Annotated in this window: 11 protein-coding genes; 2 read left to right on the top strand and 9 right to left on the bottom strand. The window is 60.3% G+C overall.

Annotation, left to right across the window (positions count from 1 at the left end; genetic code table 11):
• Positions 1-237: 237 nt before the first annotated feature.
• The 5 genes from ACTQXO_RS07980 to ACTQXO_RS07960 form a co-directional block, all read right to left on the bottom strand.
• Entirely contained in the window at positions 238-3,936 is a 3,699-nt protein-coding gene (locus ACTQXO_RS07980) for an InlB B-repeat-containing protein (RefSeq protein WP_441545598.1), read from the bottom strand.
• A 323-nt stretch (positions 3,937-4,259) separates the two neighbouring features.
• Positions 4,260-6,275, bottom strand: a complete 2,016-nt coding sequence (locus tag ACTQXO_RS07975) for an ABC transporter ATP-binding protein (RefSeq protein ID WP_441033324.1) — start codon at positions 6,273-6,275, stop codon at positions 4,260-4,262.
• 1 nt (position 6,276) lies between these two features.
• Positions 6,277-8,001: an ABC transporter ATP-binding protein gene (locus ACTQXO_RS07970; RefSeq protein WP_441033330.1), complete on the bottom strand. Its 1,725-nt coding sequence runs from the start codon at positions 7,999-8,001 to the stop codon at positions 6,277-6,279.
• Positions 8,001-8,489: a MarR family winged helix-turn-helix transcriptional regulator gene (locus ACTQXO_RS07965; protein WP_427719802.1), complete on the bottom strand. Its 489-nt coding sequence runs from the start codon at positions 8,487-8,489 to the stop codon at positions 8,001-8,003. Before ACTQXO_RS07965 ends, ACTQXO_RS07970 begins: the two co-directional genes overlap by 1 nt.
• A 181-nt stretch (positions 8,490-8,670) precedes the next feature.
• Complete coding sequence (locus ACTQXO_RS07960; protein ID WP_441033321.1) at positions 8,671-8,961, bottom strand: CDP-alcohol phosphatidyltransferase; 291 nt, start codon at positions 8,959-8,961, stop codon at positions 8,671-8,673.
• A 292-nt stretch (positions 8,962-9,253) separates the two neighbouring features.
• On the opposite strand from ACTQXO_RS07960, the gene ACTQXO_RS07955 reads away from it, so the two are divergent.
• On the top strand, positions 9,254-9,775 hold the full coding sequence (locus ACTQXO_RS07955; protein ID WP_441033319.1) for a nitroreductase family protein: 522 nt from the start codon (positions 9,254-9,256) through the stop codon (positions 9,773-9,775).
• Positions 9,776-10,014: 239 nt separating this feature from the next.
• On the opposite strand, the gene ACTQXO_RS07950 is transcribed toward ACTQXO_RS07955, so the two are convergent.
• From ACTQXO_RS07950 to ACTQXO_RS07940, 3 genes are all read right to left on the bottom strand, one after another.
• On the bottom strand, positions 10,015-10,434 hold the full coding sequence (locus tag ACTQXO_RS07950; RefSeq protein WP_441033316.1) for a hypothetical protein: 420 nt from the start codon (positions 10,432-10,434) through the stop codon (positions 10,015-10,017).
• A 238-nt stretch (positions 10,435-10,672) separates the two neighbouring features.
• The gene (locus tag ACTQXO_RS07945; protein ID WP_441033313.1) at positions 10,673-11,890 is read right to left on the bottom strand and encodes a helix-turn-helix domain-containing protein; all 1,218 of its coding nucleotides are present in this window, start codon (positions 11,888-11,890) and stop codon (positions 10,673-10,675) included.
• A gap of 266 nt (positions 11,891-12,156) precedes the next feature.
• Positions 12,157-13,191, bottom strand: a complete 1,035-nt coding sequence (locus ACTQXO_RS07940; RefSeq protein ID WP_154517801.1) for a YeiH family protein — start codon at positions 13,189-13,191, stop codon at positions 12,157-12,159.
• Between the two features lie 193 nt (positions 13,192-13,384).
• Here ACTQXO_RS07940 and ACTQXO_RS07935 point away from each other — a divergent pair, with 193 nt between their 5' ends.
• Positions 13,385-14,086 carry a GntR family transcriptional regulator gene (locus ACTQXO_RS07935; protein WP_441016618.1) on the top strand — a complete coding sequence of 234 codons (702 nt, stop codon included), beginning with the start codon at positions 13,385-13,387 and terminating at the stop codon, positions 14,084-14,086.
• 112 nt (positions 14,087-14,198) lie between these two features.
• Here ACTQXO_RS07935 and glmS read toward each other — a convergent pair whose 3' ends face one another.
• Positions 14,199-16,046, bottom strand: a complete 1,848-nt coding sequence (gene glmS, locus ACTQXO_RS07930; protein ID WP_427794357.1) for a glutamine--fructose-6-phosphate transaminase (isomerizing) — start codon at positions 16,044-16,046, stop codon at positions 14,199-14,201.
• Positions 16,047-16,082: the final 36 nt, after the last annotated feature.

The raw sequence follows: 16,082 nt of genomic DNA, 5'->3' as shown, positions 1-16,082 counted from the left end.
CCGATACAATACGGAGAGGCGCAGCGATGCGCTCGGCGGCCGCACGCCGGCCGAGTTCCGCGCCGCGCTGGGAAGGGCCGCGTAACGGTCCAAGAAATCGTCCGCAGTCCCCAACCCTCCGTCAGGGACGGCGTCATCTAACACATTTGTCCCGTGCCGGGGATGCGATGCGGGCAAACCCCTGCCGTCAGGGACAAATCAGTCTGACGACGCCGCCCCGTGAAGGCGCCTTACCTGCTAGCGCCTGTTATGGCGGCGCGTCAGGGCAAAGCCGGCGGCCAGCACAATGACGCCGGCAATCGCGATGCCCGCAACCAGGGCTAACGTGCGGTCTCCCGCATGGGGCAGCACCGCTGCGTCCTGCTTCTTGGCCGCAGACCTGGTCTCCGTGACGGTCGTTGCAGAGCCGGAGCCCTTACCGTCCGACGGATCCTTGGGGTCGGGCACGGGCTCAGGCGCAGGCGCCGCCTTAAAGAGCGCGCGCACCGTCACGGCTTTCTCGCCCAGCAAAAAGGTCGTCGTGGCAGAAGCCGCATCCGCGAGCTCGATGTCACCGTCGATAACCTCCCAGTGGTCAAAGACATAGCCCTCGTCCGCCACAGCGGTGAGCGCAACCTTGGTGCCGGGGAGCGCACCGCGCGGGTTGCTCGTGGCCGAGCCGCCCTCGCCCGCCTCAACGGTCACGTAGGTCATCGGTTGAATGGGCGTCATCGCAAGCTCAAAGTGTGCGGTCAGCGTAGTGTTGCTGCTGCCCATGCGCACGATGGTCTCGGTAGCGTTGGCATCCTCGACCTTAGCGTCGCCCTCATCGACGGTCCAGCCTGTGAACACGTAGCCCTCATCCGCCACGGCGTTCACGCCGATCGGGGTGCCGGGCTCGCCGCCCGCGGGAGCGTCTTCGACAAGGCCAGCGGTACCATGGCCATCAACCTTTACGGTCAGGGCGCCGTAGATGTTAAAGACCCCGCTCTCGGCCTCATTGAGCTTAAAGTTCCTGTTGCAGGTTGCAGCGTTGATATGAAGCGTGTACACGCCCGGGTCCTCGCCGGGCTGGCGCTGGTAGGAGACGGTCGGGCTTACCTCGGTCGCAAGGTCTCCGCCCTTCCACGGGGTGGTGCCGCGGTCGATAAGCTCATAGGAGTAGGCGGATTCAGGATCGGCCTCGCCATAGATCTTGGAGGCGTTGTTGGCCTTAACGGACACCTCGCGCGGGTTGATCTTCAGCGTGGTCGCCTTGGAGCTCGTCGCGTGCTGGGCATCGCCCAAATACGTTGCGACCACCTTATAGGTGCCGGCCTCGGTGGGCATGCCGTTCAGCTTAACATCAAACGCGCCCGATGCGCTCATGCCAAAGTACGAGAAGGTCACCTCGGCGCCCTCGAGCGGCTGGTCGCCCACATAGACCTGGGCGTTCATGGCCTGCGCGGCACCGTCGTACTCGTGGATCTCATCGCCCATCGAGATCGTGGTCTCGAGCCTGCTGATCTTGAAGGCGCGCGTGATGGGGGCTGCGGCGTAGTTGCCGCCCAGGACGTAAGCGACCTCGGTGTAGCAGCCGGGCTTGGTGGGCTTCACGTTGGGATCGGTGCTCTTAAACGTGCTGCCGTCGTAGGCGATGCCCGTGATCAGGTAGCGAACCTTTGCGCCCGCAACCGCGGCATCGCTGTCGACGACCTTCGCACCAAAGTCAAAGTTTGCAAGCTCGTCGCTGCCAACGGCAAAGCCGCCCTTGGGCGTCGAGGCGTTCCACGTGAGGGTAACGTCCTCGGTCTTAGGTGCGATGGTGAGGTAGCCCACGCCCGCAGAGGTCTCGTAATTGCCGCTCGTAGTCACCGCAGTCACCAAGTAGACGCCCGCCTTAGAGGGCGTACCGCCGAGGGCAACAGTGGAGCCTCCCAGGCCCAGATCCTGAGCGGTGTCGAGCGCGCTCTTAAGGGAATCGATCACCTGGTCGGGATTCTCAACACCCGCCGCCTTCAGGGCGAGCCTAAGGGCTGTCATGGCTGCATCGTTGTTGAGCAGGTTGATGAGGCCGTCAAGCGTGACACCCTTATCGAGATGCAGGATCGAGTTGATCGCGCTCTGCGCCTTGCCACCACCCACGTAGCTCAAATCGATCGAGAGGTAGCCCTTGCCGTCGCCATCGATACCGGCGACAACGATAACGGGCTCGGTCTCTTTATTGCTCGGCGTGGAGGAAACCAGGTCCGCGACTGCCACGGTGTTCCCATACGTAATGCTCGTATTCTTGACCTTGACCGAGGAAGGGGCCTTGGTCACGGTTACGGTCGCGGTGGCCTCGGAGGGCTTGTAGGTGCCGTTGCCCTTGAACTTCATGGTGACGGTGTACTCGCCCACCTTCTGCTCAAGGCCGTCGATCTCAAAGTCTTTCCGAGAAAGACCGTTGACCGGCTTGCCCGTTACCTCGTCCACGACGGTGGGGGCAAGCTGGCGGTAGACCTTGGCCTTCAGGGCATCAAAATCCTCGCTGTACTGGACCGAGGTAGCCGCGTTCATCGAAATGTGCGTGACAGTGCGGCCGTCGACCGGCTTGACGGTGAGCGTGATGGAGCTGGCGGGATACTGGTCGTTACCGGCATAGCTGATCCGGATTTGCTCGGAGTCCTTCTTACCATTCTTACCAAAGGCATGGAGCGTGACCTCGGGCCAGGCAGGCGTGTAGTCAAGCGACTTCCACTCATATACAACCGAGACCGGGCTGGCATTGTACTCGATAGTCACATCGTCGGCGGTGAGCCCGGCAGGCACGCTTTTGGCAGCATCGAGGGCGGCGTTGAAGACAATCTCGTTATACGTGCTGCTGTCCTTGCCCAGGATGCCCACCTCGGCACCGTCGATGCCAACGAGCCCGGCCTTCACGGTGTTGACCTTGAGCTTGTAGGTCTCGTCCTTGGTGAGCTCAGGCAGGGTGAGCGTCGCGACCTGATTTTTGAAGCGGAGGCTCGCATCGCCGTTGCAATACGTGATGCCATCGAACTCAATGGATTTCACGGCGTAGCCAGGAGCAGGTTTGGCAACAACGGAGACGGAGTTCTTGACGTTGACCGAGACGCTGGAACCGGCGACGGCAGAGGTACCGCCGACGGTCAGGCTCTCGAGGTTGGCAGAACTTGCGTCGTCAACCTTGACGGTCGCCTCGGTGTCGGCCTTATAGGTTACCTTAATTTGGGAATCGACCGTGTTCGGGATGGTGTAGTTTCCATAGGCGTCTGGCGTTTTGGTTTCGCCGTTGATCTGGACCTTATCGACCTTGTAGTCGTCGACATTCTGGACCGTAAAGGTCTTGGGTGTACCCTCGTCGATGTCATAGTGGTTTGCGTACAACTGACCGTCAACGACGATGCCGCCGAGCTGCGCGCCCGTAGCGTCAGCCGCGCCCTCGGTGACAACGGTAGCCGTCCAAAAGCGGGTGAGGGTCAAGTCGCCGTCATCGACCCAGTTGAATAACCTGCGCTCTTGGACCTCATAGACGCCGGGTTCAAGATTCGCGGAGCCAGAGTCCAAGCCCCAGTCCCAGGATTTAATCTCGGTCCATTTGTCCGTGCCGTTGAGGCGAATACGATACGTGCCGCCCATACCGACCGCCCAATAGACGTCGGATTTTGAGACATCGCTCCACTTGGAGCCCGCCTTGCGGATACTCCTACTTGCACGGGCTGCGTAGGTGGCAACACGGTCCCCCTGCTGTTGCTCCGCGTTGGTCGCAGCGGCGTCCTCGGCGGCGGACTCATCCTCCGCAGGCACAGCCTCCCCGGTATCGCTACCGGTCGCCACTTCAGAACCCCCACCCTGCTCTGATATCGCCTGATCGGGGGATTGGGCCGCCTCGGCCAGTGCCGGCGTGGGGATCTGGCCCACGGCCATCACCACCGCCAGCAGCCCGGCCAATGCCCGGTTGCAGGTGATCCGTCTCATATGCTCTCGCCTTCCTCTATGCGGTCGTGCCGTACCGAAATGTACTCGCGACAGAAATCTTCATAATTATAATCTCAAACAGAATGCGTCAAATGCGCACCAAGGAAGCACATTCATAGAAACTGTCAACGATTCACACATTTCTTGTTCAACGAATGCGACAGGTCACACGTTGCCAATCCCTGCTTTATTAATTTTTGGGACAAACAAACCTGACAACAAGTGTCCCACGTCACCCGCCCGTCAGGGACCGCGTCGTCTGACTCATTTGTCCCGTGCCGGGAATGCGATGTGTGTGACAAAGGGGCCGTCCCCATGTCGCATTATGCGAACTGGCTCAGATAGAGGTCGGCGTAGGCGCCCTCGGCAGCCAGCAACTCCTTATGCGTGCCCTGCTCGATAATGTTGCCGTGATCCATGACCAAGATCAGGTCGGCGTCCACGATCGTCGACAGGCGATGCGCGATTACAAAGCTCGTGCGCCCGCGCATGAGCGCGTCCATGGCGCGGCCGATGGCAAGCTCGGTGCGCGTGTCCACGCTCGACGTCGCCTCGTCCAGGATGAGAATCGCCGGGTTGTTGAGCAGCACGCGTGCGATGGTCAGCAGCTGGCGCTGCCCCTGGCTAATGCTCTCGGCATCGTTGGCCACCCGCGTGTCATAACCCTGCGGCATGGTGCGCACAAAGAAGTCGACCTGCGCGGCGCGCGCAGCCGCCACGATCTCGTCGCGCGTCGCCTCGGGACAGCCGTAGGCGATGTTTTCGGCAATCGTGCCATCGAATAGCCAGGCGTCCTGCAGCACCATGCCAAACTGCTGGCGCAGCTCGCCGCGGTCCATACAGCTCGTGTCCACGCCGTCGAGCGTAATGCGCCCGCCATCGATCTCGTAAAAACGCATGAGCAGGTTGATGAGCGTGGTCTTGCCCGCGCCCGTGGTTCCCACCACGGCGATCTTCTGGCCCGGCTCGGCGGTAAACGACACGTCACGCATAAGCGGCTTGTCGGGCGAATAACCAAAACGCACGTGCTCAAAGGAGACGCGGCCCTCAATGCGACCCGGCAGCCTGGCAGCCTCACCCGGCAGCGGATCGGCTTCCATCTCGGGCTCATCGAGCAGGTCGAACACGCGCTCCGCACTCGCCAGCGCGCTCTGCAGCGAGTTGAAAGTGAACGACAGCTGCGTCATGGGTTCGGACGCCCCGTAGATAAACTGGAAGAACGCCTGGAACACGCCGACGGTCATGTGGCCGGCGACCAGCATGCTGCAGCCCACCAGCGCGATCACGATCTGCGCCAAACGGCCGATAAAGCGAACCGCAGGGCCTACGGCATTGATCATAAAGTCGGCCTTGGTACTCACGCGCGCTAGCTCCCTCGAGGCCTCGTGCACCTCGGCAGAGCTCTGATGCTCGCGGTTAAATGCGCGAATCACCAAACGGCCCGAATAGCCTTCCTCGACCGCGCTCGTGATTTTGGACACCCACTCCTGACGCTCGCCCGTCACATCATGCGTACGGCGCGAAACCACCTTGGTCACCAGCAGCGATACCGCCGTAAAGCCCAAAAAGACCAACGTGAGCTTGACGCTATAGAAAAACATCATGATGATGGCACCCGTCACGGTACCGATCGATACCAGCAGCTGCAGCAATCCGCGCTGCATACTCTCGGACATCTTGTCCAAGTCATTGGTCGCACGGCTGACCACTTCACCGGGGCGATGCGCGTCAAAGTAGGCGAGCGGCAGGCGGCTGAGCTTCTGCGCGATGCGGTTGCGCAGACGCAGGTTGAGTCGCTCGGCGACGCTCGACATCAAAAAACTCTGCAGCGCATAGAACGATCCGGCGGCCGTCCAGATCAAAAAGTAGACAAAGATGGTCTTACCGCACTGGTCCCAGGTGATGCTGAAGGTCGTTCCGCTGGCAAACGCCACCTGTATATGGCCCCACAGCTCGTCGATAACATGAGCGCTATATGCCGGCGCGGCGGTGTTAAAGATGACGTAGAACACAATGCTCGCGAATACAATATAGAAGCGCCAATGGTCGCCGGCGGCCTCGCTCCACAAGCGGCGCACCGTCGCCCAGGTATCCCGGGGCGTCTCGTCCTCTTCTTCGTCGTCCACGTCGCGCATACGCTCTGCCTCGGCACGGGCGCGCTCGTCCTCGGCACGCTCGTTTTCCTCGTACAGCGCCTGGCGACGAGCTTCGCGCTCGGCCGCGGCCCTGGCGGCGGCATCCAGCTCGGTCGACGCGGCAGACTGCTCGACCGCTTCCTCGGCCGCGTCCACAACGACGGCATCGATAGCGTCGCTGCGCTTCTTGAGCTCCTCGGTCATGCTACTCACCTCCCTTCATCTGCGATTCCGCGATGGCGCGGTACACCTCGCAGGTTTCCATAAGTTCCTCGTGCGCGCCCAGGCCCACGACCTCGCCATCCTTGAGCACGACAATCTGGTCGGCATGCAAAATCGTCGAGATGCGCTGCGCGATGATGAGCACCGCGGCGTCGCGCGTCTCGTCCTGCAGCGCATGGCGCAAGGCCGCATCGGTCTTAAAGTCCAGGGCCGAAAAACTGTCATCGAAGATATACAGATCGGCATGCTTCATGAGCGCACGGGCAATTGCCAGACGCTGGCGCTGGCCGCCCGAAAAGTTCGTGCCGCCCTGGGCAACCGGAGTATCGAGCCCCTGCGGCTGATCGAGCACAAAGGTGCTCTGGGCAACCTGCAGCGCATGAAGCATGTCCGCCTCGGTCGCGTCCTCGTTGCCAAAGCGCAGATTGCTTGCCACGGTGCCCGAGAACAGCCACGCCTTCTGCGGCACATAGGCGATGCGCCCGCGAATCTCATCTTGCGAAAGCTCGCGCAGGTCGATGCCGTCCAGGCGAATGGCGCCCTTGGTGGCATCGTGGAAGCGCAGCAGAAGCTTTGCCACCGTCGACTTGCCCGAGCCCGTCGAGCCCACAATCGCGGTCGTCTGACCGCGACGACAGGCAAAGCTCAGGTCGCACAGGGTGTCCTCGTCGGCATCGTCAAAGCGAAACGACATGTGGTCGAACACGGCAACAGCATCCGCATCGTCCTCGGAGGCAGGCGTCCCGTCACCCAGCGTACGCTCGCCGTCCACGATGCTCGGCTCAATCTCCAACACCTGCTGCGCACGGTTCAGGCACGCGGCAGCACGCGGAAGCGTCAGCACCACCATCTGGGCCATCATCACAAAGAACAGGATCAGAATTGCATACTCCAGCACCGCCGAGATGCTCGCGATCTGCATGGCGTGGGCGCCCACCCGGTTACCGCCCACCCACAGCACCGCCACCTCGGCGATGTTCATCAAAAAGAAGCTGGAGCTGTCAAGGCCCACAAACAGGTGGTTGACCTTTATGGCGTTGGCGGCGTAGTCGCTAAACACCTCGTCCAGGCGCCGCTCCTCGTGATGCTCTTTATTAAAAGCACGAATAACGCGCACGCCCACAATATTCTCGCGCAGCACCACGTTCATGCGGTCGATAAAGCCCTGTAGGCGCATAAAAATCGGCGCCGCATTGGCAACCGTAAAGACCGCCGCAACCAGCACGATCGCAACCACGACGCCCAGAAGCATGCCCATGGCCGGATCGATGAGCCAAGCGAAGATGATGCCCGCCACCGCCAGGAACGGCACCGGCAGCACCAGCTGAATCGTCTGAAGGACAGCCTGTTGAATCACGTTGATGTCGTTGAGTGAGCGTGTGATCATCGATCCGGTGCCAAAGCGCTCAAAATCGCTGGCAGACAGCTCGAGTGATTTGTCGTAGACGGCATTGCGGATGTCGCAGGCCACGTTAGCCGCCAGACGCGCCGAAAGATAGCAGCCCAGCACCGTGCCGCCGCTAGCCATGCTCGTCGCGATAAACATGTATAGGCCGTTGCATAAGATGTAGTCGACATCGCCCGTGGTAATACCGGTGTTGACCATGTTCGCCAGCATCGTGGGAACCAACAGCGTACCGACGTTATCCACCAGCAGCGCCAGCAGCGTCACTGCGACAAGCCCTCGATAGGGCTTCAAAAACCTCATTAACAGTCGCACGACTCACCCTCACCTTGATTCTCGGCAGCGATATGCTGCTTAAAGACATCGCACTCATCGCCGAGCGCATGGGAAAATTTTTCGATTAGGCGCATGATTTCGCGCTGTTCCCAGGGCTCGAGCACTTCGAAAGCCTGTTGCTCGGCTTCTTGCGCCGGCAGCGCATATTGCTCGGCAAACCGCATGCCCGCTTCGGTCAAACGCACAACCTTGTTCTTACGGCTGCCTTCGGCAAACTCCAACGTCGCGAAGCCCCGCGCCGTCAAGGTTTTAATTGCCGAGTTGATGGTCTGCTTGCTGTAGAACCATTCGCTTGTCAGACGGCTTACGGCAATACTGCCGCCTGCCGTGCTGGTATCGACGAGCATCCAGTAAGCGCAGTCCGAAAGGCCGCAGGCGCGCGAGAACTCCGAATAGATATGGTCGAGTCCATTGAGCAACCGGTCGAAGTCGGCCGGCGTAACCGCACTATTCATCTATCCCACCATTCGATTGTCCGATTTTTGACCAATTTTATGTCTCTAGATTAGTCCGAGTTTTGACTATCGTCAACAGGTTCTCCGCAAATGCCTGCACTTTTATGGCCTATCGGCAGAAAAAGACCGCCGGCGCGGGGGCGGCGCCAGCGGTCACGTGAAAATCGGGTTTTATTGCCTGTTAAGCGGCGACGGCCTCGTAGACCGTAGCGCCCGAGAAGCTATCGTGCAGGCTTTTGCCGCAGATCCAAGGCAGCTCGACGACCTCGCAGAGCGTGTTGACCAGCTCGGAGCAGTCAGTAAAGTGGCCCTTATCGTTGAGGGCCTCGCAATCCTGAACACGCCAATAGCCATCGGTGTGCGTGATGTAGTACTCGTGATCGCCAATCGTCACAAAAGCGCGCGTCTTGGAACGCAGCAGCTTCAGAAATCCTTCGAAATCGGTCTCGACGACATCTCCAGCCTGGAACATGATAGTTACCTCCTGGCCCAGCGCACCACGGCGCGTTGATAAACGTTGGTACTCCTTTAGTAAAACCTTTATCAGAGGTTATGCGTTCGTCATTTAGGCAAGTGGTAAAAACCGCAGGGCAGACGGGATAAAACGTTTAACCATCCCATTGGTTTGTCACATTTTGAAGGTACTTTTATGCAAACCTACTTTCCCAATTGGAATCTATCCTTTTGCCGGGCAATTGACCGTCTATCGTTTGAGCCCGACGGGTATGAACGGGGCATCTGCAACGCCACCGCAAGGAGACACCATGGAGACTATCGAAGCGCTCATTCACCGCCGCAGCTGCCGCAAATACAGCGATCGTCCCGTCGAGGCCGAAAAGCTTGCACGTATTATCGAAGCCGGCCAATATGCACCGAGCGGCATGGGCCGCCAGCCGGTGACGTTTGTCGCCGTCACCGACCCCGCGACCATCGAGCGTCTCTCACAGCTCAACGCCCAGGTCATGGGCAGCAACAGCGACCCCTTCTATGGCGTCAAGACCGTTGTGGTGGTGCTGGTTGACCGCAGCGTGCCCACACATCTGGAAGACGGCTCGCTCGCCATGGGCAACTTGCTCAACGCCGCCTATGCACTGGGTGTCGATTCGTGCTGGATTCATCGCGCGCATGAGGTCTTTGACTCGCCCGAGGGCCTGGAGCTGCTGGCCAGCTGGGGCCTGCCCGCCGACGGCAGCCTGCGCGGTGTCGGTAACTGCATTCTGGGCTATGCCGAGGACACGCTACCCGAGGCAAAGCCGCGCCGCGACAACGTGGTGTACGTTAGGTAATTTGTTCCGCCGTTCTACCGAACGGCGGACCACTTGACGCTGCGCGAGCCGCATTCACGCCAATCTGACATTCAATTTCGAGGGCGCGACCAGAAGGTCAGTGCCCTCTTATTTCACGTCACCTTGGCGCAAATGCGGCCCGCTCGCTGTTGGCGACTGACATCGAATGAGCTGCTGCTGGCATTCGACACTTGGGCAGCTAAAAGGCCCCGTTCCAAATTTGCTACCCCACTAGCAACTTATCTTGCCGATGGATTTGTCGTCGTTTCATTCGTTCGAGTCGTTTCGGCGCCATCGCCCTGTTCGCCCTCGTCCTTTTGCGCATCGGCGATGGTGGAGGCCGCCGCAACGATACCGCGCTGGGGCGCGACGCCCGTCTGGGTCTGAACACCCTCGACAACTTCTGTGCCCGCATGCGCGAGCTCGGGCGACTTAAACATTGCGTCCAGATTGGCCCCGCCGCCGGCGTAACCGAGCGCCGCGAGCGCGATAACAATCACCGCGACAACGACCGCGATCGGAACATAGCGATGCCAGCCTGCGGGATTGAGGCCGCTACGGCGAGCAGCGCTACGGCTAATGTAGCCGAGCGTTCCATCGTGCTTGAGCTTTGACCCCACCACACGTTTACGGCCCCACAGCGATGATTCGGCCTGCATGGCCAAGCGAGCGCTTGCCGAAGGATAACCATATTTAGTGCGTTTGAACGAGCCGTCGAACCCCGAGGCGCTTTTGCCCCACGTCCGTGAAGTCGTGCGACGGTTGACCGGCGCCGCGGGCTTTCGAGCCCGATTTGTTTTGAAGTCTCCGCCATACTCCCCGCACGCCGCAACACAGTCGAAACAATACTGCTTTGGACTGTATCACACGCGCCGCGCGCGGTCACGGGCGCCTCGCTTAACGGTCGTCGTCCTTCAGCAGGCGCCACAGGGTCGTACGGCTTATGCCTAGCACTTCGGCAGCTCGGGTCCTGTTGCCGTGAAGGTGGTCTACGACCAGCCGTGCGATATCGCGCTCGGTATCGGCCAGTGGGCGCAAGATATACAGATCGCTATCGAGCGTCGGGGCACCAAAGGTCGCGGTCTTGATAACGTCCTCCTGGGCGAGCACCTCCTCCGCCACCGCCCGTTCGGCTGTACCCGTCCTCACTAATATATAAAGTCGTTCCGAAACCTCACGAAGCTGTAGATAGTTACGGGGCCATCGATAGGCATCGAGTGTCTTTGCCGCCGCGGACGACAAGGCGGGTGTTGCCGTCTCAAACATATCTGCCAGATACTCCAGATAGCGCGCAACCTTTTCCGACGCGCCGCCCTGCTCGGCAATCGCCGGCGCTACACTCACTGCACAGGCCAGACGCTCGGTTACAAAAGCAGCCTGATCGCTTTCGCCGCCGCCTGGCATGTCGTTTGCCGTCAATACCACATGGCAACGAGTTGCGAGCGCCGTGTCGATCATTGCGGACACGAGCTCGCGCAGGCGTTGGGGACCAACAGCATGCCAGCCGCCCATGCAAAGTGTCAGCCCCGTTTGGAATAGCGGCGATTCGGAACTTTTGAGCAGATGGCGCCAACCGCGATCCGTAAGCTCATCGAGCGCAACGGACACAAAGGGCTGGTCGGCATAGGGTCCATCCAGGTACAGGCGTTTTGCAATCTGATCCTGTCCCACGCCCAGCTCGCCCTCGAGCATAAGGGGCACTCCGCGCGCATAGCTCTCCCGTACGGGGGCAGCGACCGCTGCCGCGTCTTCGACGATGCCGTACGCGCTCGATTCGTAGCGGGCCTCAACTTCGTCGGCGTTGAGCCACTCGATGCCCGCATGCGCCGCGGCGGCGCGCACCTCGCGGACCACGATGACCCAAAGGCCCCCGCCCTCTTTGTCGGTGGGGCGAACGGTCAGGCTCAGGCGCGTACCCGCACGCCCCATAACCAGACGCGCGCCGTCTCCTATGCGGTCGAGGCGCTCAGCGACAAAAGCCGCCACATCCCGCTCAAGCGCCGCGTCATTCATGGTCGAGATCGCGACGTCCCCACGCGCATCGATTGCCAATGCCGAGGCCCCGGCAGCAGCTAGGGCATCGGTCAAGATGTTCAGCTTGGCATCGCTATCCATGATTTGCCCCTGTCCGCGGCGACGTGCAACCGCCGACGGTCGCACGACCGAGTGTTTCAAAATTGAACGATATTGCTCACCAAACACTATAGGGCAGAAAGCGCCGTCCTGCGAGTATAGGTGTTGCCCCGCATCGCCATCCTGGCGGGGCGATAAGAGCTCTTCGGGATCTATTAACCTGCGGACAAGCCATACCCGCAAGAGCTCCTATCGCTCCACCGCGAGGATGCGGCCACCAGCAACCAGCACGTAAATGGGCTACTTCTCTACCAGATTCCCAGCACGTGCTGCATTCCCAAACCCATGCACGCAATGCCAATCCAGCAGCAAAAGCCCAATGCGATGGGCTTGCCGCCTTTTTTGACCAGCTCGACGATATCGGTATTAAAGCCAATAGCCGCCATGGCCATCACGATAAAGAACTTCGACAGCTCCTTGATGGGCGCCGTAACGGACGCGGGAAGCTGAAACACTGTGGTGACCACACTCGCCAGCACAAAGAACAGCACAAACATGGGAAACGCGCGCTTAAGGGAGAACGTGCTTTTGGCGTCGCCGCCGGCCTTGCGCGCCAGATGCATCTGCCAGCATGCGAGGACCAACGTGATGGGAATAATGGCCAGCGTCCTGGTGAGCTTGACTACCGTAGCGCTCTCGAGCACATTGGCGCCGGGATGCATACTGTCCCAGGCGCTCGCCGCAGCCGTTACAGACGAGGTGTCGTTGATAGCGGTACCGGCAAACAGGCCAAAGCCCTCGTTGGTCAGCCCAAGCATGCCTCCAAGCGTTGGAAACACGAGCGCCGCGATAACGTTAAACAGGAAGATGACCGAAATAGCCTGGGCAATCTCGCGATCGTCGGCATCGATGACGGGCGCGGTCGCGGCGATGGCGGAACCGCCGCAAATCGACGAACCCACACCCACAAGCGTCGCGATCTTGCCCGGCACGTTCATAACGCGGCAGAGCACAAAAGCGATGATGAGCGAGGTCAAGATCGTAGCCACGATAATCGGCAACGACTGGGCGCCTTTGGACAGAATCTGCGAGAGGTTCATGCCAAAGCCAAGCAGGATAACCGCGTACTGCAAGACTTTTTTAGACGTATAGGTGACGCCGGCGGCGAGCTGTTCGCGACGATTCTTGGGAAAGACGAGCGCCAGAACCATGCCAAAGAGGATGGCAAATACCGGCCCACCGACCACCTCAATCTGTTTGCCGAGCAACGACGCAGGGATGGCGATGATCAGGCAGAACAAGACACCCTTCCAGCGCTCGCGTACGATATTTACCAGTTGCATATGGGATTCCTTCTTTCTATTTCACGTTTGCGACGGCTTATGATACGGCAACATCGAGCACAGCCATACGCAAAAACAGACTAAGATGCCGCAATAGTTCTCGGGCAACAACCGAATTACCCAGCGCGGAGAGCTGATTCGCGGCATAATTAACAACTGACATATGAGTGTGATAGAACAGTTGCGAGGCACTATGGAAGAATCGATGCACGTCGGCGAGCAGGAAACGAGCCTACAGGACCAGTCCTACCACACCATTCGACGCAAAATAGTCTACCTGGACTACAAGCCGGGCGAAAAGCTGGGCGTCAAGCAGCTTTGTGACGACCTAGATATGGGGCGCACCCCTGTGCGCGAGGCACTGGTGCGTCTGGCGCAAGAGGGCTTAGTGCGCACCGTGCCCCAAAGCGGCACCTATGTCTCGCCCATCAACCTCACCCTTGCCGAGAGTGCCTGCTACATTCGCGAACACCTGGAAAAGCAGGTGATTGTGGAGTGCTGCGCCCGTGCCACCTCGGTAGCCATCGAGCAGCTCGACCGAGCCATCGCGCTGCAGGAAAAAGCCATGGCCGAAGAGGACCGCATCGGCTTCTTTTTAAGCGACAACCTCATGCACCGCATGATCTTTAGCATCGCGTGCCGCAGCACCGTGTGGTCGTGGCTCGAGGCGACCAATGCCGACCTGGAGCGCTTCCGCTGGCTGCGCGCCGCTACGCAGGCGCTCGACAATCAGGAGATTGTTAACGAGCACAAGCAAATCCGCCGCGCCATCGCCGGTCGCGATCCTATCGAGGCAAGCTTTTTGGTCAGCAAGCACCTGCATATGATGTTCCGCAACCAGACCGAGGTCCTGGACCAATATCCCGAGTACTTCGAGACCAGCAAGCTCCGCTAACCTGCCAAAAAGGGACAGGTTTATTTTGGCAGGTTTTACCTGGGCAAATGCAACAAGGCCCAGCTCCGCCGCAACGAAGCCGGGCCTTAGTTGTTAGGACGTAGGAACTCGATTACTCTACTGTGACACTCTTGGCCAGGTTGCGGGGCTGGTCAACGTCGCAACCGCGCAGGATGGCAACCTCGCGGGCGAGCAGCTGCAGCGGAACGCTCGCCGTGATGGGGCTGAATACGTCGCGGACGGCCGGCACGCGAATGACGCAGTCGGCGATCTTGTTGATTTCCTCGTCGCCCTCGGTAGCAACGACGATGACCTTGGCGCCGCGCGCCTTGCACTCCATGAGGTTCGACACCGTCTTGTCGTATGTTGCGCTCTTGGTTGCAACCGCGATAACGGGGAAACCCGGGTCGATCAGCGCGATAGGGCCGTGCTTCATCTCGCCGGCAGCATATGCCTCGGCATGCAGGTAGCTGACCTCCTTGAGCTTGAGCGCGCCCTCGTAGGAAATGGCGGCGCCCATGCCGCGACCCACGAACAATGCAGACTGCGCGTCCTTGCAGACAAGCGCGGCCTCGTGCACGGCCTCGGTCTGCGTATCCAGGATCCACTGGATCTGCTCGGCCGTATCGGAAAGCTCGCGGAACAGCATGCGCGCCTGCTTGGTGGTCAGACGGTACTTAACCTGCGCCAGCAGCAGGGCCAAAAGCGTAAGGCTCACGACCTGACCGATGAAGCTCTTGGTCGAGGCAACCGCAATCTCCTTGTTAGCCTTGGTGTAGATAACGCCGTCGCTCTCGCGCGCCACCGGGCTGCCCAGCACGTTGGTGATGCCAAAGACCTTGGCGCCCTTGATGCGCGCATCGCGAATGGCGGCAAGGGTGTCGGCCGTCTCGCCCGACTGGGACACGGCCACGACAAGCGTTGTCGGCGTGATGATGGGGTTGCGATAGCGGAACTCGCTTGCCGCCTCGACCTCGGTAGGAATACGAGCCCAACCCTCAATAAGGTTCTTGGCGATAAGTCCGGCATGGTAGCTGGTGCCGCAGGCAATCACATACACGCGGTCGATATCGTTGAGCTCCTCGAGCGAAAGGCCCAGCTCGTCGATATCGAGCTCACCGGCGGGGGTCATGCGGCCCACCAGGGTATCACGCACGACGCGAGGCTGTTCATGGATCTCCTTAAGCATAAAGTCGGGATAACCGCCCTTTTCGGCCATATCCAGGTCCCAGTCGATATGGGTAAGCTTGGGCTCAATCACGTTGCCAGCCTCGTCGGTATACTCGACGCCTGCGGGCGTAAGCTTGGCAAACTGACCGTCTTCGAGCACCACGACATCGCGGGTGGCATCGATAAGCGCGATCACGTCGGAGGCAACGTAGGAGCCGGTTTCGCCGACACCGACCACAATCGGGGAGTCCTTGCGGGCCACGGCGATCACGCCGGGCTCATCGGCAGAAACGGCGGCCAAACCATAGGCGCCCACCACGTGGGTGCAGGCCTCGCGCACAGAAGCCATCAGGTCGTGTGTCTCGGCATAGGCCTCTTCGATCAAGTGCGCAAAGACCTCGGTGTCGGTCTCGCTCTTAAAGTGATGGCCGCGGCCCTCCAGCTCCTCACGCAGCTCGGCGAAGTTCTCGATGATGCCGTTGTGGACGATGGCGATGCGACCGTCGCAGCTGGTGTGGGGATGGGCGTTGACAACGGAGGGCTTGCCGTGGGTAGCCCAGCGGGTGTGGCCGATGCCGCAGGTGGCGTCGCTGTCGACATTGGTAAGTTCGCTCTCCAGGCCCGCGACCTTGCCCACGCGGCGAATGACGTCGAGGTGAGCCGCCGTGCCCTCGCCCACCTCGAGTGCGACGCCCGAGGAGTCATAGCCGCGATATTCCATACGCTTAAGGCCCGTGACAAGGATGTTCTTTGCAATATCAGAGCCGGTGTAGCCGACAATTCCGCACATAGGATAAATCCCTTCGCTCGCGTGACTGCAAAACGT

Origin of the sequence: Collinsella sp. LCP19S3_D5, from assembly GCF_052121415.1 — a bacterium.
Taxonomy (GTDB): Bacteria; Actinomycetota; Coriobacteriia; order Coriobacteriales; family Coriobacteriaceae; genus Collinsella.
Note: the sequence above shows the minus strand (reverse complement) of the source record. Positions and strands in the feature narration are given on the sequence as shown.

Excerpts from the sequence above, each read along its gene's own strand:
- ACTQXO_RS07980 (WP_441545598.1), bottom strand. The coding sequence starts at position 3,936 with ATGAGACGGATCACCTGCAACCGGGCATTGGCCGGGCTGCTGGCGGTG.
- ACTQXO_RS07975 (WP_441033324.1), bottom strand. The coding sequence starts at position 6,275 with ATGACCGAGGAGCTCAAGAAGCGCAGCGACGCTATCGATGCCGTCGTT.
- ACTQXO_RS07970 (WP_441033330.1), bottom strand. The coding sequence starts at position 8,001 with ATGAGGTTTTTGAAGCCCTATCGAGGGCTTGTCGCAGTGACGCTGCTG.
- ACTQXO_RS07965 (WP_427719802.1), bottom strand. The coding sequence starts at position 8,489 with ATGAATAGTGCGGTTACGCCGGCCGACTTCGACCGGTTGCTCAATGGA.
- ACTQXO_RS07960 (WP_441033321.1), bottom strand. The coding sequence starts at position 8,961 with ATGTTCCAGGCTGGAGATGTCGTCGAGACCGATTTCGAAGGATTTCTG.
- ACTQXO_RS07955 (WP_441033319.1), top strand. The coding sequence starts at position 9,254 with ATGGAGACTATCGAAGCGCTCATTCACCGCCGCAGCTGCCGCAAATAC.
- ACTQXO_RS07950 (WP_441033316.1), bottom strand. The coding sequence starts at position 10,434 with ATGCAGGCCGAATCATCGCTGTGGGGCCGTAAACGTGTGGTGGGGTCA.
- ACTQXO_RS07945 (WP_441033313.1), bottom strand. The coding sequence starts at position 11,890 with ATGGATAGCGATGCCAAGCTGAACATCTTGACCGATGCCCTAGCTGCT.
- ACTQXO_RS07940 (WP_154517801.1), bottom strand. The coding sequence starts at position 13,191 with ATGCAACTGGTAAATATCGTACGCGAGCGCTGGAAGGGTGTCTTGTTC.
- ACTQXO_RS07935 (WP_441016618.1), top strand. The coding sequence starts at position 13,385 with ATGGAAGAATCGATGCACGTCGGCGAGCAGGAAACGAGCCTACAGGAC.
- glmS (WP_427794357.1), bottom strand. The coding sequence starts at position 16,046 with ATGTGCGGAATTGTCGGCTACACCGGCTCTGATATTGCAAAGAACATC.